This window comes from Ruminiclostridium cellobioparum subsp. termitidis CT1112 (genome assembly GCF_000350485.1).
GTDB classification, from domain to species: domain Bacteria; phylum Bacillota; class Clostridia; order Acetivibrionales; family DSM-1351; genus Ruminiclostridium; species Ruminiclostridium termitidis.
On the sequence record NZ_AORV01000014.1, the window covers coordinates 1 to 18,828 of the forward strand.

Below are 18,828 nucleotides of genomic sequence, written 5' to 3' on the forward strand. Positions count from 1 at the left end.
CTTGTTAGCTCATTAAAATTGCTGACTTTTTTCTAGTTCTTGTTTCCAAAAACCAGGTTGTAAAGTTCGCAAGTTACTCAATTTTTAGAATCCATTGGATTCTGGAATTTTAAAGAGTCCTTACAATGTACATCTACGATGTACATATACATTTGCATGTATTTTGTCACTGTTTACTTTTCAAAGTCCATCTCAAGATGCTACATACTTCGCATTACTGCGTCAGATTTCATATTTTGCGCTGCTCACTTATCGCATAAGCTCCGCTGCTCGAAATTCATCTTCCTTGTACTGCTCGCATCTATCATCTTGATACCTTAAAAGTATTATTTCTGTTGACTTTCAAGGTTTTCACTGTTTGCTTGCCGCAAGCAGCTTAATTATAATATCACTTTGCTGTTTCTTTGTCAACACTTTTTTTAATTATTGTTATGAGTTTTTTTCAAACCCCCATAACTCTGATTTACTTGGTGTTGCCGTTTGCGACAGCTTGGTTAGTATATCATCATGCAGTGAGTTATGGCAACGTATATTACTCCTGTATTTACGTGTTAAACTGATTTACAGCGGTTATTCTGCGTTATTCGCATATATTTCCCATTAAATGTCCGGTATTCTCAGGTTTCATATCTATTTTTTCAATATTTCCTGCATAAAATAATATTTACTCAATACCATTTAAATTATCGGGAATCAGCCTGCTTTTCTTACCTGAATAAACTATTGATAATCTGTGTAATGCGCGGGTACAACAAATATATAAAAGCTGCCTGTCTTCCGCATCCCAATACATTTCATCATTTGCATCATAGACAAGCACCGCATCGAATTCCAGCCCCTTTGCCATATATACCGGAAGAATTGTAACCTTATTGATCGTATCAAAGGAATAAGTATTGATCAGTGCAGCACCAAGTTTACTTCCAATTTTCCTATATAGCTGTTCCGCACCCGTCATGCTTTTACATATAACAGCTATTGACTGAAATCCTTCAGTCCTATATTTGCTGACCATACTTACCGCATATTCTTTCATCTGTCCACCACTCTCCGTACTGACAATTTCCGGCAGACTTTCATGCCTTTCGAAGCTTTCGACCTCCAAATGCCGATCACTGAAATGGGAGCTGAATTGATTAATCTCATAAGAACATCTGAAACTTTTATTCAACATAATGGTTGTACTTCTCTTTTTGTTAAGAATCTGCCTTATATCCGAGTATACAGATAAATCCGCTGTTTTTTCTATAGTCTGATTTATATCACCCAATACGGTAAACTTGGCATTTCCGAAGCATCTTTTCAGAATATCATAATGGACGGGATAATAATCCTGGGCTTCATCTACAACTACCTGCTTAATCTCCTTGTAATGCTCACATCCCCCCAGCATCAGCTTCATTGCCAGAAGTACCATTGCATTATCATAACTCAAGACCGGCTTTTGCAGACCTCTACTTACATGGTTCATTATCTCTTCAATATTTTCAGGCAGACCTATTCCTTCAGCAATCCTGTAAAACAGATTCCGGTCCCCTGCCAGTCTTTTGTACAGCACCATCACATCAACTCTTGAGAACTTCATAACCTCTCTTTTTATTGCTGCATTTTCCTTTAGTGATAACAATCTGGTAAGCGTTTTAACTTCATAGATATGTTCCGGATATTCAGCGATAAACTTTTCAAGCTTCACAATCCGATGTTTTCTTAACTCGTGAATTTTTATCATGATGCGTTTTTCTATTGTTTCCAGCCTCTTCTCCAGCGGCAGCAAAATCTCGTTCTGCTTTAAAAGCTCGGCTTTGGTCAGGTGTCTGTTTGCAATGCATTCACCATTGTAGTATATATCTCTGAAATCGATCATCCTGTGTTCGAAATATTTAAGATATCTTTCTATGATAAATAAAAATTCTTTTGACAGTATAAATTCCATGCTGCTTTTAATTAAATTCTTTTTGTTTATATCTTTGGTGGATATTATTTCTTCTATTAAGGTATTACGATTGGCAATTTCAATTTTTTCTTCAAAGGTATTATTAAATATTTCTTCCATTGTAAGAGCCTGAATATTCTTTTCACCCAATTCAGGCAATACACTGTCAATGTATTTTTCAAAGAGGTTATTAGGTGTAATAAGTATGATATTATTGGAACTGAGATTTCCGGTTAAACCATGATACATAAGATAGGCAACTCTGTGAAGTGCTACCGAGGTCTTTCCGCTTCCCGCTACCCCCTGCACCATCAGGAGATCATTTTCAATATCTCTTATTATAATGTCTTGCTCCTTTTGTATTGTTTCAACAATACTTTTCATTTTTGCAGAAGCATTCTGGGACAATGCCTGTTTCAACATATCATCCATGATAGTCATGCTTGAATCGAAAAAATATTGTATCTCACCCTTTTTTATTTCAAATTGTCTTTTGAGTGAAACTTCCCCTTCAATTATTCCGTATGGTGCCTTATAGCTGGCCTTTCCCAGACCAAAGCGGTAAAAAATACTGGATATGGGCGCTCTCCAGTCACAAATATAAGTTTGGCGGGTTTTTTCATCGGTAAGGTTTCCAAGGCCAATATATATATTCTCCTTGTCAAATCCATCTTCGGTAAAGTCAATTCTGGCAAAGTACGGCGACTGCTGCATCCTGTCGTATTTCCGTATTCTTGCCTCGGTAGCCTCATAATCATATGTTTGAACTTCAATAGGATTCAGGTATTGTATTGCATCGGACAGTTTTTCAAAATCATTGGAGTAATGAGTGGTGTTTTCATACATATCCTTCCTATCGGCTATTAACTGCCCCTTTTTATTTTTAAGCCTGTCTATTTCAGCCGACAGCTGATTTTTAATAATCTCTTTAATCCTGCCAAGATAATTCTTTTCCGATACAAACTGTTCCTGGTAATTATCCATTATATTACCTCTCCTCCGACTTAAATACTAGACATTAAATATTAGACAATATATATTAAACGCGTCTGCCAGTTTTTCCTTTATAATATTTACATTTTATATAAAATCTACAATATGAAGATGACCATATATTCAGATGGCACAAAAAGAGAGCATACACGTAGTATACTCTCCTTCTGTGAAGTTTGTCCTATTTCCAATATTAAAGTCAGCCGCAGGTTTACCGCTTACCCCATGGAACTGTGTAATAAATGCTGGTATAGCCTGTTACCGGCTTTGGAATAGTCATATTTATAAAAAAATTACTGCTCACTTAATTAATTAGGACATTACAGCTGATCGTCCGTTTCCTCAGGGCTTTCACCTTCCGTATCTTCACAGTCGGTACCCTCCGGGCATTCTTCATTTATCATTCTGGCCATACTTACAACGTTATTGCCCTCGCTCATTCTCATAAGTGTTACTCCCTGAGTCGCACGTCCGAGAATACTTATTTCGTTAACTTTCATTCTAATGATACTTCCGTCCGAACTAATTAATATTATATCATCTTCTTCAGAAACAAGCATCATTCCTATGGATTTTCCGGTTTTCTCGGTAATTCTGTAGGTCAATATACCCTTACCACCCCTTGTCTGAACCTTGTACTCTTCAAGCTCCGTCCTCTTACCAAAGCCATTCTCGGTTACGACCAGAAGGGTTGTATTGTCGGTAACAACCTCCATGCCAATTACATAGTCATCCTCATCCAGCTCAATGCCTTTAACACCCTGGGATACACGTCCTATAGGCCTGGCATCGGTTTCTTTGAAACGGATTGCCATTCCGTTAACAGTTGAGAGCATTATATCCTGATTTCCGTCTGTAAGTTTAACATCTATAAGTTCGTCATTCTCTCTGAGTGTTACTGCCGCCAGTCCGCCTTTTCTAATGTTATCATACTCCATCAGATCAGTTTTCTTGACCAGACCGTTACGTGTGGCCATTACCAGGTATAGGCCTTCCCTATATTCCTGAATCGGAATTACAGTGGTTACCTTCTCATCACCATTCAGCTGCAGCAGATTTACTATTGCTGTACCCTTGGCCTGTCTACCGGCTTCCGGAATCTCATACGCCTTAAGTCTGTAAACCCTTCCTTTGTTGGTAAAGAACATGATGAAGTTATGGGTTGAGGTTACAAAAAGATTTTTAACAAAATCTTCTTCTCTGGTGCTAAGCCCGATTATTCCCTTTCCTCCGCGTCTCTGGCTCTTGTAAGTATCTGCTGGGAGCCTCTTGACGTATCCGAAATGAGTCATTGTTATAACACTCTCTTCTTCCTGAATGAGATCTTCAATGTCAATTTCGTCTTCATCAATTTCTAATTTAGTCCTCCTGTCATCAGCATATTTATTTTTAATTACATCCAATTCTTCTTTAATTATCTGATGAACAAGGATTCCGTTAGCTAAAACATCTTTATAATATTTGATCTTCTCAAGCAGCTCGTTATATTCATTTTCCAGCTTCTCTCTTTCCAGTCCGGTAAGTCGTCCCAATCTCATATCTACAATTGCCTGGGACTGCTTTTCGCTGAAGCCGAATCTCTCCGACAGACCTTCTTTAGCCAAAGCTTCAGTTTTGGAATTTCTGATTATTTTAATAACTTCATCCAGATGGTCAAGTGCCACCTTTAAGCCTTCCAATATATGAGCCCTTGCCTCTGCCTTGTCAAGTTCAAACTTTGTTCTGCGTCTGACAACATCTTCCTGATGAGCTATGTAATAATCAATAGCCTGTCTTAAATTCAAAGTTCTCGGCTCATAGAGATTATCCTCGGTTGGAACAATGGCAACCATATTGACACTGAAGGTCTCTTGCAGCTGGGTGTTTTTATATAATTGATTCAATACGACATTTGGATTTGCATCACGTTTAAGTTCTATAACAATTCTTACAGGTTCTTCTCTGCCTGATTCATCCTGCAGGAAGGATATACCCTCCAACCTTTTATCCTTAACCAGTTCAGCAATTTTCTCAATGAGCCGCGCCTTATTAACCAGATATGGTATTTCAGTTACAATGATCCTATGCCTGTTTCCATGCATTTCTTCTATAGTTGCTTCAGAGCGGACAACAAGCCTGCCTCTTCCGGTCCTGTATGCATCTCTGATTCCTTTTTTACCAATAATCTTTGCAGCTGTTGGAAAATCAGGTCCCTTTATATACTGCATTAATTCATCTATGGTTATTTCCGGGTTGTCAATAACGGCATATATCCCATCAATAACCTCTCCCAAATTGTGAGGTGGAATATTGGTGGCCATACCAACGGCAATACCTGAAGAACCGTTGACCAACAGATTTGGAAATCTGGATGGCAAAACAACAGGTTCGACCTCATGCTCATCGAAGTTTGGTTTAAAATCTACGGTATCCTTGTTAATATCGGCAAGCATCTCCATGGATATTTTAGCAAGCCTTGCCTCAGTATATCTCATTGCAGCCGCAGCATCACCGTCACGGGAACCGAAATTGCCATGCCCGTCGACAAGCGGATGTCTCAGAGAAAAATCCTGTGCCATACGCACAAGACTGTCATAAACAGCAGCATCACCGTGCGGGTGGAAACTTTTCAAAGCTTCACCAACGGTTGCAACAGATTTTCTGTATGGCTTATCCGGTGTAAATCCAGAAGAATACATAGTGTAAAGTATACGCCTATGCACCGGTTTTAAACCGTCACGAACATCAGGTAGTGCTCTGTCAATAATTACACTCATAGCATAGTCTATAAAAGACTTTTTCATTTCAGATTCAATGTCTATGGGAATAATTCTCTGCTCCCTTATTTCATCTGCCATTTAATTTATTACCTCTTTTCATATTATAAAAACCCTTTTGCTTGTAGTACATTTCTCAAGTTGTCCACTATATATTGTAATAAAAATTTAACGAACTGTCCACTTTTTTGTCTAAAAGCCAATTCGCTGTAATGCTGACAGCCAATTAAACCCAATTCCGGCGGATACTAAATATTAACTTTACAACTATATTATGGCCCAGCTATTACTGCCTTAGCCTGAGTTTTCTTACAGAGCTGTTGATAATTATTATAAAATCGAATAAGTTATCCGGATTTGCTGTTAAATGTGTGGAAAATAACAGAATTTTAACTGTTCTTCTTTTAAATGCGGTCATTCTTTTTTCAAGAAAAAAGTGGACAGTTAAACCGTCCACAATATAATATAAAATTGCTATTTGATTTGCCATAGTCAGTTTATATTGTTTTGCTGTTAAACTTATGCCATATTGTTCTTTGGTACCCTTACTACAAACTCTATGTAATCGCCTCTGTCAATCTGAGCTGCTTTGGCATTGACTCCCGACTGTTTCATGATATCAATGGCCTGTTTGATCGTATTAACAAAGATTCTTACGTCCTTGATGGCTTTGGTCATTTTTCTGTCGGCAGGTTTTTGTCTTATATCCCTGGAGAACTTGTCAATTGCCTTTTCCACAAGTTCTTCAGTTTTCTTGACATTCAGGCCTCTTTCACACACAAGTTTCAGCACCTTTAACTGGAGCTGTTCGTCATGAAGCTTTAATAATGCCCTGGCATGCCTTTCGGTGAGATTATTGTCCGACAGAATCTTTTTTACCAGAGGAGACAGCTTCAGAAGCCTGATTTTATTTGCAATGGTTGATTGGCTTTTTCCTATCTTTTGTGCCAGTTCCTCCTGTGTAAAGCCATGTTCATTAATGAGATTGCTGTAACCTTCAGCTTCCTCCATGTAGCTGAGATCCTCTCTCTGTAGATTTTCAATAAGTGCCATTACCGCAGAGTCGTTATCATCAACATTGATGATTATAGCAGGAATTTCCTTAAGTCCTGCCATTGTAGCGGCTCTCAGTCTTCTTTCTCCTGCCACAAGTTCATATGTACTGTGTGAAATCTTTCTTACATTTATGGGCTGCAGTACTCCATATTGTTTTATGGATTCACACAGTTCCTCAAGCGCAAATTTATTGAACTGCTTTCTTGGCTGGTATGGATTAGGTCTGATATAGTCTATACCAACATAAGTAATGTTTTTTAAATCGTCCTTTTTTTCCTGCTTTGAAAACTGAATCTTGCTTTCTAACATAACGGCACCATCCTTTGTATATTTTTTATTGTTCTCTTAAGCAATCTACCATATGTTGTAAATTACACACAAAGGATTATTCTTTTCTTTTATTCCATTTCCTTTATTACCAGATAAAAATCGTTCGATAAAAAATTATAAAAAGGTTGATAATAATACTTATATCAACGGCTCTTTAGAGGGTTTTCCAGCTTTCCTTGGGTATTTTGTCGGCGTCTGTCTAAACTTTTTTATGATGACGACATTTCTTTCTATATTAGTCTTTGGTAGCTCCAATTTTTCAATTTTTACGATTTTTCCTCCTAAAATGTCGAGAGCTTTTGCGCTGACGTCAAATTCTTCAGTGTTACTCCCCTTCATAGCGATAAAAATCCCGTTTATTTTCACAAAAGGCAGACAATATTCGAGTAAAACCGGAAGATTTGCAACCGCACGGGCTACAGCAATATCGTATTTTTCTCGGTGCTGGTGATTGGCTCCGTAGTCTTCAGCCCGCCCATGAATTGTTTTTATCTCTGACATTTCCTTCTGTCCGGAAATATTTGCTGCAATTATTACCTCATTTAAAAACTTGATTCTTTTGTCCAGGGAATCCAGCAATGTTATTTCCAGCATTGGGTTTGTTATCTTTAAAGGTATGCCTGGAAAACCGGCTCCTGTGCCGACATCAATCAGTTTTAGCTTTTCGTTTTTTATATATGGAAGTATGCTCATGGAATCAATAAAATGTTTTATTATTATTTCCCTGTCTTCTTCAATAGCCGTTAAATTGATTTTTTGATTCCATTCCTTCAGCAGCTCCATATATGTTTCAAACTGGCTGATCTGCTGTCCGGAAAGTTCTTTTCCATAATGGGCTGCTCCCTCCGCCAGCAGTTGGGTTAATTCCTTGTCCAATGCCATATTTTCCTCCCAATTTCTTCTAAATTTCCTCCAAACTATTGTACACTTTATTCTAATTGCCGTGGGACTCGCTTTGCCTTTGATTATTGCTGCGGTTCATCTGTTCCAGATGGATAAGCAGTACCGATATGTCGGCAGGTGAAACTCCCGTTATTCTTGAAGCCTGACCTATGGAATCAGGTTTTATCTGGGACAATTTTTGTCTGGCTTCAAGCCTCAAGCCCTGGATAAGCGAATAATCCATCTCCCGGGGAAGCTTGCGTCCTTCAAGCTTTTTATACTGTTCAACCTGCTGCATCTGACGCTTTATATAACCTTCATACTTAATTGCCACTTCCACCTGTTCCCGTACCGATCTTGGCAGAACAGGAAGCTCCATAACCTCCGAAAGGCTTTCATAGCTGATCTCGGGCCTTCTTAAAAGTTCGGCCACGTTAATTCCGCTTTTAATAGCAGTACTTTCCCTGCTTTCAAGGTATTTCAATACTTCCTCGCTTGGAGGAAGATAGCTGTTGTTCAGCCTGCCTATTTCCTTTTCTATAAGCTCTTTTTTCTCCTGGAATTTCAGGTACCTTTCCTCACTGATAAGACCGACTTTCCTGCCTAAAGGCGTCAGCCTCAGGTCGGCATTATCCTGTCTTAGCAGCAGGCGGTATTCCGCACGTGAAGTCATCATTCTGTAGGGTTCTTTTGTTCCCTTGGTGACCAGATCATCTATCAATACACCTATGTAGGCCTGGGACCTGTCCAGTATGAGGGGTTCTTTAGCATTAACTTTTTGAGCTGCATTTATTCCGGCAATAATACCCTGTGCCCCAGCTTCTTCATACCCTGAGCTTCCGTTTATCTGTCCCGCTGAAAACAAGCCTTCTATGTTTTTAAATTCAAGTGACAGTTTCAGCTGGGTTGCATCTATCCCATCATATTCGATGGCATATGCACTCCTCATCACTTTCACATTCTCCAGCCCCGGAACAGTTTTCATAAATTCAATCTGGACATCCTCAGGAAGGCTGCTGGACATGCCCTGCAAATACATTTCCTCGGTTTCAAGACCCATTGGTTCCACAAATACCTGATGATTTTCCTTATCGGCGAACCTGACTATCTTATCCTCGATTGACGGGCAGTATCTGGGACCTATACCTGTGATATCTCCGCTGTATAGGGGTGAGCGGTGCAAATTCTTTTTTATAATTTCATGTGTATCTTTATTTGTATAGGTAAGCCAGCAGGAAACCTGCTCCTTTTCTATACTCTCGGTTTCAAATGAAAAGGGAATGATTGTATCATCTCCGGGCTGCTCTGTCATCTTGGAAAAATCCAGACTCCTTCTGTTGAGCCTGGCAGGCGTTCCGGTTTTAAATCTGAGCAGGGATATTCCCAACTCCTCAAGGCTTGCAGAAAGTTTATTGGCGGGGAAAATCCCGTCAGGGCCTCCGCTGTAGCTGACATCCCCTATAATGATCCTGCCCTGCAAGTAGGTACCGGTTGTCAACACGATTGCTTTGCAATGGAATATTGCACCGGTATGTGTTTTAATTCCGGTTATTTTTGTTTTTGCTTCATCTGTCAGAAGCTCAACAACTTCAGCCTGTCTTATGTCAAGGTTCTCCTGCAGCTCCAATGTGTGTTTCATTTCCATCTGATAGTGGCGTCGGTCAACCTGGGCGCGCAGGGAATATACCGCCGGTCCCTTGGAATTGTTCAATATCTTTGATTGGATGAAGGTCTTGTCGGTCGTCTTGCCCATCTGCCCGCCCAAAGCGTCTATTTCCCTTACCAGATGGCCTTTAGCCGTTCCTCCTATGTTTGGATTGCAGGGCATATTTGCCATACTGTCCAGATTTATAGAAAATACAATGGTCTTGCAGCCCAGTCTTGCGGCGGCCAAAGCAGCTTCACAGCCTGCATGTCCGGCACCTACCACTATTACATCATAACTTCCAGCGAAATAATCCATCAGGATTCTTCCTTTCTACTCCTATTTATAACGAGTGACAGCTTGTGCATCACTCTGTTTTTTACTGCTATTTTCCTATGCAGAAACGGCTGAAAATATTGTGCATGACAGCCTCATCAATGGATTCCCCTGTTATTTGTCCAATATATTCTGCTGAACTTTTTATGTCTATAGTGACCATATCCAGCGGCATACCCATATCAAATGAACCCAAAGCCTGGTCGACAGCATGAATTGACCTGTCCACCAAACTCTTGTGCCTTGCGTTGGTCAAAAGGACTTCTTCATTTTTACTTATATCTCCCTTGAAAAACAGCTCGGAAATTTTGTCCTCCAGGCCCTCTATGCCTTCCTCATTTATTACTGATGCTTCAAGCACGATATCAGCCGAAAGCCGGCTTTTTATTTCATCTATCCCTGCTCTGTCCGCCAGATCGGTTTTATTTATGAGTATAAGACTTTTCCTTCCTCCGATGCTTTGTAATATCTCCTCATCTTCCTCGAGAATTCCGGTGTCTGCGGCAATTACCATAACTATGAGGTCGGCAGCTTCAATTGCCCTGTATGCCTTATCCACACCTATTTTTTCAACAACATCCCGGGTATTTCTTATTCCGGCAGTGTCGGTAATTTTGGCAGGAATGCCTTTAATATTGACATACTCTTCAATGATGTCTCTTGTGGTACCGGGGATATCGGTAACTATGGCACGGCTGCTGCCGGCAAGCTGATTGAGCAATGAGGATTTCCCCACATTGGGCTTTCCGGCTATGACTATGTTTATTCCTTCCCTGAGCAGCTTACCGCGGTCAAAGGTCTTTGCCAGGTCAGCAAGCTCAGCCCTTATCTGCTTCAGGCCTTCATAGACTTTTTCTCCTGTAATCTCCTCTATATCATGCTCAGGATAGTCCACTGTCACTTCTATGTGTGCAAGAAGTTCCACCAGATCTTCCCTTAAAAGCTTTAACTTATTTGACAGCCTGCCTTCAAGATGGCTTACCGCCGCCCTTGAACTCTCCACTGTCTTTGAGTTTATAAGATCGATTATGGCCTCAGCCTGGGATAAATCAATTCTGCCGTTTAAAAATGCGCGCTTTGTAAACTCACCGGCTTCCGCGGGCCTGGCACCGTATTTGAACAGCAGTTCCATCACCCTGTTTATAACGACAATACCTCCGTGACAATGTATTTCAACCACATCTTCACGTGTAAAAGTATTGGGCTTTTTCATCTTTAGAAGCAGCACTTCATCAATCATCTCTTTAGTTTCCGGGTCTGTGATTTTACCATAGGATACAGTGTGTGAAGGAATATCCTCCATTGCCTTTGAGGAATTGAAAAGCTTTGCTGAAATATCAAAAGCCGATTCTCCGCTTACTCTTATTACTCCTATACCACCGGTTCCATAGGGTGTGGACAGTGCTGCTATTGTATCTTCAAAATACATAGATACTCCATTCCTCATTTACTTTTGCAAATAACGCACAAAATGGTTCAAGGAATATAATACTCCTCAAACCATTTCAAAGTAATGACCAATTATTTTAAAGTTATAACAACTTTTCTTTTTGGTTCTTCACCTGTACTATATGTTTCTACATATTTATGTCCCTGAAGAGTTGAATGAATTATTCTTCTCTCATACGGATTCATTGGTTCAAGAGTAACAGGTTTTTTATATTTAACAACCTTGTCAGCCAATCTGTTTGCCAGCTTTATAAGGGTTTCTTCCCGTTTTTGTCTATAATTTTCAACATTCAGGATTACTCTCCTATAATCTTCATATCCCTTGTTTATTACAAGACTGGTAAGATATTGAAGAGAGTCCATTGTTTCTCCCCTGCGGCCGATAATTATACCTATATCATCACCATTTATATCAACTACTATGCTCTCTTCGTCTTCATTTACCGAAATATCGGCTTCAACACCCATGTTGTTCAAAATAGTGTATAAAAAGTCTGATGCTATATCGCCGCGGCTGGTTTCCACTTCCTTAACTGATGCTCTGATCTTTGCAACTTTCGATCCGATAATACCGAAAATGCCTTTATTTCCTTCATCCAAAACCTCTATCTCGACATCTTCCTGAGACAGATTTAGCTCTGACAACGCTGCTGAAATGGCCTCTTGAACCGTTTTCCCTGTTTTTTCAATACTGTAAGCCATTATTTACTCTCTACCTCCTTCTTTTTAAGGACATATTTATTAACATAGTATTGCTGTCCAATTGCGAATATGTTACCAGCAATCCAATATAATGCTAGACCTGCAGGGAATTGGAATGAAAATATTAATGTCATTAATGGAGATATATACAACATGGTATTTCCCATTGGGTTAGTTGCCTTGTCAGTTGTTTTCGGCATTGACATGCGGGCTGTCAGAAAAGTAGTTCCAACGGCCAGAATGACCAAAACCAGCAGCCAGATTTTCATAGGATCGGAAGCAAGCTGATCAAAATGATATGTGGGTATTGAACCCAAGTTAATGCCTCCGTGACTCGGAAAAAACATATTCAGGTTTCCAACCTTGTCTCCCTGACCGTTTTTCATAAAATACGTTATAGTATTGATTTCTGAATAAGCACTGGCCACAGGTATGTTTGAGAGCTTTGCCAAATCTTCCAGCTGCGCAGTTGTAAATCCAAGCATATATTTCAAAGGCTTGGTTATAACCTGCCATAATGTAAGCAGGATGGGCATTTGAATGAGCAAGGGCAAACATCCGCCGGCAGGATTTATTTTATGTTCCTGGTAGAGCTTCATAGTTTCTTCATTTAATTTTTGCTTATCATTGGAATATTTTCTCTGAAGTTCTTGCATTAACGGCTGAACTTTTTGCATTTCAGCACTTGATTTATACTGTTTCAAAGTAAGAGGAACCAATGCGGCCCTTACGATAATAGTGAATATTATAATAGCAAGTCCATAATTTTGAAGAGCAACCGTATTATAAATCCAATAAAGGAATTGACCAAGCGGCTTAGCTATAAAATCTAAAAATCCCATGTTTTTCTCCTATAACTCAAACGTAGTGTATCTATTTCACAGGGTCAAACCCTCCTGGGTGGAAGGGGTGACACTTTAATATTCTCTTTATTGCCATATAACTGCCTTTTATACAGCCATATTTCATTATAGCTTCAATGGCATACTGTGAGCAAGTAGGATAAAACCTGCAAGTAGGCCTCATTTTAAGCGGTGATATAAACTTTTGATAAAACCTGATTAGTGAAATCAAAGCTCTTTTAAACAATCGTATTTCTCCTGATCAAAAACCTGCAGCTTTTTAAGCAGGTACTTAAATTCCTTTAGCAATGCTCCGTACTTTGGAACTGTTTGGTCTCCCCGTGCAGCAATAACTATATCAAATCCGTTTTTTATAAATTCTTCATAGTGTCGGTAGCTCTCGCGGATAAGTCTCTTTTTTTTATTTCTGACAACAGCTTTTCCAGCCTTCTTTGAAACTGAAATTCCAATTCTATTTGAGGAAAATTTATTTGGAAGGACATATACGGTAATATGCCTTCCAACATAAAATGTTCCCTTATTAAATACTCTAGAAAATTCGTAATTTTTTTTCAAAGTAACAATTTTTCTCATACCATACTACCTTATTGTTTAGTTTGTATCGAGAATAGCAGGTGTGAGACGGAAGCAAGTTCCGAACGCACTTTTAAAGAAAAAGACCACATTTATGCGGTCTTATGCTGAAAGAACCTTTCTTCCTTTTAATCTGCGTCTTCTTAATACTTTTCTTCCGTTAGCAGTGCTCATTCTCTTTCTGAAGCCGTGTTCCTTTTTCGCATGTCTTCTTTTAGGTTGATATGTTCTTAACATTAGTACACCCCCGTTCTGGTTTCCTTTATATAAACTTAAAAGTGTTTTTCTTTTAAAGACACCAAACCTATTATATATCAATACTTTTTAAACTGTCAAGGTCATTTGTAATCACAGTTTTTTGTTAATTTTTTAGTTTTAAACTTTTAAAAATCAATATATGGTGAATTCAATTTTTCATTTTCAATATCTTGTTACTATAATTATTATTTACTTGACAGCCTGTGGATATATCTCAATAAAAAAATATTTTTTGTGGATATCTATGCTTTTTCGTATTGAATTTTCCACAAAACTCTGATATATTTAATAATACTTGTTGATAACCTGTGTTTATTAACATTCTGGATGTTAATAACTTTTGATCTTTAAATGTATTAATTGCTCCAACTTTACTAAAGATTAATCACAAAAATGTATTACATAGGATGAAAAACGATAATATCTAAAGGAATCAGTTACAAAATATCTGCAATAGTCTATAAATCAGGGTTAGCAATACTGATCTCCTATATACACTCAATATGTGTATATTTATTATGGTTTTTATTTTTTTGTTTTGAAATATATCTACAGCTTCAAAAAGCATTCAGTGTGCTATGTTGGCTATGAAAAATACGCTTGATAAATTACTTAACGAATAACCAAGGTGGGCGAAATAACATGAACGTGCAACTAAATGATGTATGGAATCGGACATTGGAATTATTAAAAGTTGAAATGACGGAAATCAGTTTTAATACTTGGATATTGACCATAGAACCTATGGCTATAGATTCAAGTACTATTACTTTAGGGGTTCCTGCGGATTTTCAAAAGGGAATTTTAGAATCCAGATATTCCTATCTTATAAAGAATGCACTGAGACAAATAACCCACAAGGATTACAATATATATTTTTCAACACCATCTCAGACACCTGTGAGACCTGCTGCTCAGGAGTATACCGAAGATACCTCCGGTTTGCTGTTGAATCCTAAATATACATTTGATACATTTGTAATAGGAAACGGAAACAGGTTTGCACATGCTGCTTCATTAGCTGTTTCAGAAGCTCCGGCAAAAGCGTACAATCCGCTTTTTCTATATGGAGGAGTTGGTCTCGGCAAGACTCACCTTATGCATGCCATCGGACATTTTGTTTTAAGTCAGAACCCTGCATTGAAAGTTTTATATGTTTCCTCCGAGAAATTTACAAATGAATTGATCAATGCAATAAAAGATGACAAAAACGAAGAGTTCAGATACAAATACAGAAACATAGATGTACTTCTAATAGATGACATTCAGTTTATCGGAGGTAAGGAAAGAACTCAGGAGGAATTCTTCCATACATTTAATGCTTTGTATGAAGCCAACAAACAGATCATCATCTCCAGTGATAAACCTCCGAAAGACATCACTACTCTTGAGGAGAGGCTCAGATCCAGATTTGAATGGGGATTAATTGCGGATATTGCTCCTCCGGATCTGGAAACCAGGATTGCAATCCTCAGAAAGAAAGCCCAGCTGGAGAACCTGGATGTACCCGATGATGTAATGGTATTCATTGCCGACAAGGTGGCTTCCAATATCCGTGAGCTTGAAGGTGCAATGAATAGGGTTATTGCATATTCCACGCTTACTGAAAACCAGATAAATGTTGATATGGCTATTGAAGCTTTGAAGGATATGTTCAATAACAGTAAAGCGGTTATTATAAACTCAAAAACCATTCAGGAAGCCGTATCCCGTTACTTTCATCTTAAGACCGAAGAACTTAAATCAAAGAGAAGATCCAGGGACGTCTCATTTCCGAGACAGATTGCAATGTACCTTTGCCGTGAAATGACTGACATGTCTCTGCCAAAGGTTGGAGATGAATTTGGCGGCCGTGACCATACCACGGTAATTCATGCGTGTGAAAAAATAAATCAGGACATGGCCAACAGTGCCGAACTGAGAAGAACCATCGAAGATATAAAAAAGAATATAGTTGGGGGTTAAATCTTTTTATTCCAAACTTTATTCACAGTTTTTGTTGATTTGGTGATTAAAGTTTGTGTATAACTTAGAGTTTTGGATAACTTTATTATTTTGTTAATAAATCAGTACAGATATTCAACAGATTATCAACAGAACCAAACACTTGACCTCACTGATTTTCAAAAGTTATTCACAGTTTTAACAGCCCTTACTACTATTATTACTGCTTTAATATCTTTTAATATATTTATAAATACGGAGGTACCCATGAAAATAATTTGCTCTAAGGAAAATTTACTGAACGGTATTAACATAGTACAAAAAGCGGTTTCAACAAAAACCACATTACCTATACTTGAAGGTATACTGTTAAATGCAGATGAGAAATTCAAACTTACAGGCAATGACCTTGAAATAGGAATCGAATGTTTTGTTGAAGCAGATATCAGAGAAACAGGTTCCATAGTTATCAACTCAAAAATTTTTGGCGATATTGTAAGGCGATTGCCAGACTCAGAAGTACTTATCGAAGTTAAAGAAAATAATCTCGTAATTGTAGAATGTGAAAATTCTCATTTTGAAATAAAAGGTATTAATCCAAACGGATATCCTGCTTTACCCAATGTTGACAAAGAGAATGTTTTAACTTTGACACAAGGCAAATTAAAGGATATGATCAGACAAACAGTCTTTGCAGTTGGTACTGACGAAAACAGACCTGTTCTGACCGGATCGCTCATTGAAGTTAAGGACAAGGAACTGGTAGTTGTTTCCATAGATGGTTTCAGACTTGCGTTGCGGAGAAAAATTCTGGAAGGTGATGTTAATGATTTCAGTGTCATCGTTCCGGGTAAAACTCTGAATGAAATATCTAAAATACTTCAAGCAGGTGAGGAAGAAGTTTATATTTATAACTCAAACAATCAGATAGTGTTTGATGCCCAGTCCTGGAGAATAGTCTCAAGACTCATAGAAGGAAAATTCCTGAATTACAACAGCTTGTTAAACAAGGAATTTGAGACAAGGGTAATAATAAATATAAAAGAATTTCAATCCAGCCTTGAGAGAGCTTCACTTATATCCATGAATGACAAGAACAGTCCTGTAAAACTTTCCATAGGCAATGATAGGATAGTTATTACTTCAAATGCTGAACTGGGAGCTGTACGTGAGGAGATAAAAGTTGACATTGAAGGGAATAATCTTGAAATAGGATATAATCCTACATTTTTGATTGATGCCTTAAAGGCAATTGATGAAGACAGAGCTGCGATATATTTTATTACAACTAACGCACCATGTACCTTAAGACCTGTTGTTGAAAATAATAATGATTTTGCATATCTGGTTCAAGCTGTAAGGATATAATTACTTGTAACCCGCTAAGGGTGCAGGTTGGAGGGTTTATGGAAGAAGTCAAGATAAGTACTGAATATATAAAACTGGATCAGTTTTTAAAATGGGCCGGCGCAGTTGACAACGGTGCCATGGCTAAGGGCTTTATATTGGACGGCTTTGTCAAAGTTAATGGGAATATAGAAATACAGCGTGGAAAAAAGCTAAGAAACGGCGATATTGTAGAATTTGAAGATAAAAAATATCAAGTTGTACAGAAATAGTGTAACTTTTGTTTCACAGAGGTACTCAATTGATTGTTAAAAGCTTGGATCTAGAGAATTTTAGGAATCACAAGGATACTAAGATTTTATTTTCTGATCGTTTTAATATTATTTATGGAGATAATGGCCAGGGGAAAACTAATATCCTTGAAGCCATTTATTTATGCGCTTCCGGAAGATCGCACAGGACCTCCAAGGATTCCGAACTTATAAGATTCGGCTGCAATTCATATAATATAAAAGCTTTTGTCGTGAATTCCGGACTGGATAGAGAAATTGACATTTCATATTTTAACGACCAAAAAAAGCAGATAAAAATAAATGAAATTCCTCTTAACAAATTAGGTGCACTTATGGGGAACCTGTATGCCGTACTTTTTTCTCCGGAGGATTTGTTTATTGTGAAGCAGGGTCCTATGGAACGGAGAAGGTTTGCAGATATAACTCTAAGTCAGATAAAACCTTCATATTTTTATGATCTTCAATTAATGGCAAAGATACTTAAACAAAGAAATATGCTGTTAAAGTCAATAAACACCAATCCGTCACTTGCGGATACAATGGAGATATGGAATATTAAATTAGCCGAGGTTGCAGCCTCAATAATTATTTCCCGCCGGAAATTTTCTGAAACCTTATCAAAGCTGGCTCAAAATCAACATAAATATCTTACGGTCGAAAAGGAAATAATATCTTTTAATTACAATTGCAGTTTTCAGGGAAATGACGATAGTAAACGGGAAGAATTAATTGAAAACTACGTAAGAATATTGGAAAAAAATCTCACGAGAGATATTGCCCTTGGATATACATCTGTGGGGCCGCACCGAGATGATTATGATATACTGATTAACGGTAAAAGTCTTAAAACATACGGATCCCAGGGCCAGCAGCGGTCAGCCGTTTTGTCTCTTAAAATAGCTGAAATAGAGCTTATTTACAAGGAAACCGAGGAGTATCCCGTACTGCTGCTGGATGATGTCATGTCTGAACTTGATGATAATAGGCAAAAATATCTGATGGATAGTATAACAAATGTGCAGACTTTTATTACCTGCACCAGTGATACTCATTTTAGAAGCACTCTTAAAGAAAAATGTAATTATTTTAAGATTGAGGACGGACGGGCAGCAGGTGAATTTTAAAAAATGTTAGTTTGCATTAAATTTATTAATAATGTAAAATTAAAGGTAGACATTCATGGGAGGACATGGAAATGTTTTTGCATATAGGTGGAGATGTAGTTATTCCTATTAAAAATGTTATTGCTATTATGGATATTGATACTACAACAATTTCAAAGGATACAAAGGAGTTTTTAAAGATAGCTGAAGAGGAAGGATTTATTGAGAGTATATCTGAAGATCTCCCGAAATCTTTTATTATAACTGAAACCGATAAAAAAAGTAAGATTTATTTGTCACCCATATCATCAGTTACTCTTCAGAAGAGATCAAGCTTTATTAGTGAGATTGCAAATGTATAAATG

Annotated in this window: 16 protein-coding genes; 5 read left to right on the top strand and 11 right to left on the bottom strand. The window is 38.0% G+C overall.

Features of this window, described 5'->3' with window-relative positions; translation table 11 throughout:
* Positions 1-664 precede the first annotated feature (664 nt).
* From CTER_RS02150 to rpmH, 11 genes are all read right to left on the bottom strand, one after another.
* Positions 665-2,917 (bottom strand): HelD family protein, encoded by a 2,253-nt coding sequence (locus tag CTER_RS02150; RefSeq protein WP_004623414.1) that lies wholly within the window; start codon positions 2,915-2,917, stop codon positions 665-667.
* 329 nt (positions 2,918-3,246) lie between these two features.
* On the bottom strand, positions 3,247-5,763 hold the full coding sequence (gene gyrA, locus CTER_RS02155; protein ID WP_004623406.1) for a DNA gyrase subunit A: 2,517 nt from the start codon (positions 5,761-5,763) through the stop codon (positions 3,247-3,249).
* Between the two features lie 438 nt (positions 5,764-6,201).
* Positions 6,202-7,047 (bottom strand): nucleoid occlusion protein, encoded by an 846-nt coding sequence (gene noc, locus CTER_RS02165; protein WP_004623424.1) that lies wholly within the window; start codon positions 7,045-7,047, stop codon positions 6,202-6,204.
* 159 nt (positions 7,048-7,206) lie between these two features.
* On the bottom strand, positions 7,207-7,950 hold the full coding sequence (gene rsmG, locus CTER_RS02170) for a 16S rRNA (guanine(527)-N(7))-methyltransferase RsmG (protein ID WP_004623415.1): 744 nt from the start codon (positions 7,948-7,950) through the stop codon (positions 7,207-7,209).
* 52 nt (positions 7,951-8,002) lie between these two features.
* A complete protein-coding gene (gene mnmG / locus CTER_RS02175) occupies positions 8,003-9,913 on the bottom strand; it encodes a tRNA uridine-5-carboxymethylaminomethyl(34) synthesis enzyme MnmG (protein ID WP_004623404.1) in 1,911 nt (636 codons plus the stop codon).
* A gap of 67 nt (positions 9,914-9,980) precedes the next feature.
* On the bottom strand, positions 9,981-11,360 hold the full coding sequence (gene mnmE / locus CTER_RS02180) for a tRNA uridine-5-carboxymethylaminomethyl(34) synthesis GTPase MnmE (protein WP_004623417.1): 1,380 nt from the start codon (positions 11,358-11,360) through the stop codon (positions 9,981-9,983).
* 92 nt (positions 11,361-11,452) lie between these two features.
* Positions 11,453-12,082, bottom strand: coding sequence for an RNA-binding cell elongation regulator Jag/EloR (gene jag / locus CTER_RS02185; protein ID WP_004623402.1), 630 nt, complete (start codon positions 12,080-12,082; stop codon positions 11,453-11,455).
* Positions 12,082-12,924 (bottom strand): YidC/Oxa1 family membrane protein insertase, encoded by an 843-nt coding sequence (locus CTER_RS02190; protein ID WP_004623412.1) that lies wholly within the window; start codon positions 12,922-12,924, stop codon positions 12,082-12,084. Before CTER_RS02190 ends, jag begins: the two co-directional genes overlap by 1 nt.
* Positions 12,925-12,955: 31 nt before the next feature.
* The gene (gene yidD / locus CTER_RS02195; protein ID WP_004623408.1) at positions 12,956-13,171 is read right to left on the bottom strand and encodes a membrane protein insertion efficiency factor YidD; all 216 of its coding nucleotides are present in this window, start codon (positions 13,169-13,171) and stop codon (positions 12,956-12,958) included.
* Positions 13,153-13,518, bottom strand: coding sequence for a ribonuclease P protein component (rnpA, locus tag CTER_RS02200; RefSeq protein ID WP_004623401.1), 366 nt, complete (start codon positions 13,516-13,518; stop codon positions 13,153-13,155). The genes yidD and rnpA overlap by 19 nt, the downstream gene beginning before the upstream one ends.
* Positions 13,519-13,620: 102 nt before the next feature.
* Positions 13,621-13,755 (bottom strand): 50S ribosomal protein L34, encoded by a 135-nt coding sequence (gene rpmH, locus CTER_RS02205; protein WP_004623422.1) that lies wholly within the window; start codon positions 13,753-13,755, stop codon positions 13,621-13,623.
* A 663-nt stretch (positions 13,756-14,418) separates the two neighbouring features.
* On the opposite strand from rpmH, the gene dnaA reads away from it, so the two are divergent.
* The 5 genes from dnaA to remB all read left to right on the top strand — a co-directional run bounded on the left by dnaA (position 14,419) and on the right by remB (position 18,825).
* Complete coding sequence (gene dnaA / locus CTER_RS02210) at positions 14,419-15,741, top strand: chromosomal replication initiator protein DnaA (RefSeq protein ID WP_004623423.1); 1,323 nt, start codon at positions 14,419-14,421, stop codon at positions 15,739-15,741.
* Between the two features lie 246 nt (positions 15,742-15,987).
* Positions 15,988-17,088 carry a DNA polymerase III subunit beta gene (gene dnaN, locus CTER_RS02215; RefSeq protein WP_004623427.1) on the top strand — a complete coding sequence of 367 codons (1,101 nt, stop codon included), beginning with the start codon at positions 15,988-15,990 and terminating at the stop codon, positions 17,086-17,088.
* Positions 17,089-17,126: 38 nt separating this feature from the next.
* A complete protein-coding gene (gene yaaA / locus CTER_RS02220) occupies positions 17,127-17,339 on the top strand; it encodes a S4 domain-containing protein YaaA (RefSeq protein ID WP_004623425.1) in 213 nt (70 codons plus the stop codon).
* Positions 17,340-17,368: 29 nt separating this feature from the next.
* Positions 17,369-18,484 carry a DNA replication/repair protein RecF gene (gene recF, locus CTER_RS02225; protein WP_004623419.1) on the top strand — a complete coding sequence of 372 codons (1,116 nt, stop codon included), beginning with the start codon at positions 17,369-17,371 and terminating at the stop codon, positions 18,482-18,484.
* A 71-nt stretch (positions 18,485-18,555) separates the two neighbouring features.
* Positions 18,556-18,825, top strand: a complete 270-nt coding sequence (gene remB, locus CTER_RS02230; protein ID WP_004623400.1) for an extracellular matrix regulator RemB — start codon at positions 18,556-18,558, stop codon at positions 18,823-18,825.
* Positions 18,826-18,828: the final 3 nt, after the last annotated feature.

Excerpts from the sequence above, each read along its gene's own strand:
- CTER_RS02150 (WP_004623414.1), bottom strand. The coding sequence starts at position 2,917 with ATGGATAATTACCAGGAACAGTTTGTATCGGAAAAGAATTATCTTGGC.
- gyrA (WP_004623406.1), bottom strand. The coding sequence starts at position 5,763 with ATGGCAGATGAAATAAGGGAGCAGAGAATTATTCCCATAGACATTGAA.
- noc (WP_004623424.1), bottom strand. The coding sequence starts at position 7,047 with ATGTTAGAAAGCAAGATTCAGTTTTCAAAGCAGGAAAAAAAGGACGAT.
- rsmG (WP_004623415.1), bottom strand. The coding sequence starts at position 7,950 with ATGGCATTGGACAAGGAATTAACCCAACTGCTGGCGGAGGGAGCAGCC.
- mnmG (WP_004623404.1), bottom strand. The coding sequence starts at position 9,913 with ATGGATTATTTCGCTGGAAGTTATGATGTAATAGTGGTAGGTGCCGGA.
- mnmE (WP_004623417.1), bottom strand. The coding sequence starts at position 11,360 with ATGTATTTTGAAGATACAATAGCAGCACTGTCCACACCCTATGGAACC.
- jag (WP_004623402.1), bottom strand. The coding sequence starts at position 12,082 with ATGGCTTACAGTATTGAAAAAACAGGGAAAACGGTTCAAGAGGCCATT.
- CTER_RS02190 (WP_004623412.1), bottom strand. The coding sequence starts at position 12,924 with ATGGGATTTTTAGATTTTATAGCTAAGCCGCTTGGTCAATTCCTTTAT.
- rnpA (WP_004623401.1), bottom strand. The coding sequence starts at position 13,518 with ATGAGAAAAATTGTTACTTTGAAAAAAAATTACGAATTTTCTAGAGTA.
- rpmH (WP_004623422.1), bottom strand. The coding sequence starts at position 13,755 with ATGTTAAGAACATATCAACCTAAAAGAAGACATGCGAAAAAGGAACAC.
- dnaA (WP_004623423.1), top strand. The coding sequence starts at position 14,419 with ATGAACGTGCAACTAAATGATGTATGGAATCGGACATTGGAATTATTA.
- dnaN (WP_004623427.1), top strand. The coding sequence starts at position 15,988 with ATGAAAATAATTTGCTCTAAGGAAAATTTACTGAACGGTATTAACATA.
- yaaA (WP_004623425.1), top strand. The coding sequence starts at position 17,127 with ATGGAAGAAGTCAAGATAAGTACTGAATATATAAAACTGGATCAGTTT.
- remB (WP_004623400.1), top strand. The coding sequence starts at position 18,556 with ATGTTTTTGCATATAGGTGGAGATGTAGTTATTCCTATTAAAAATGTT.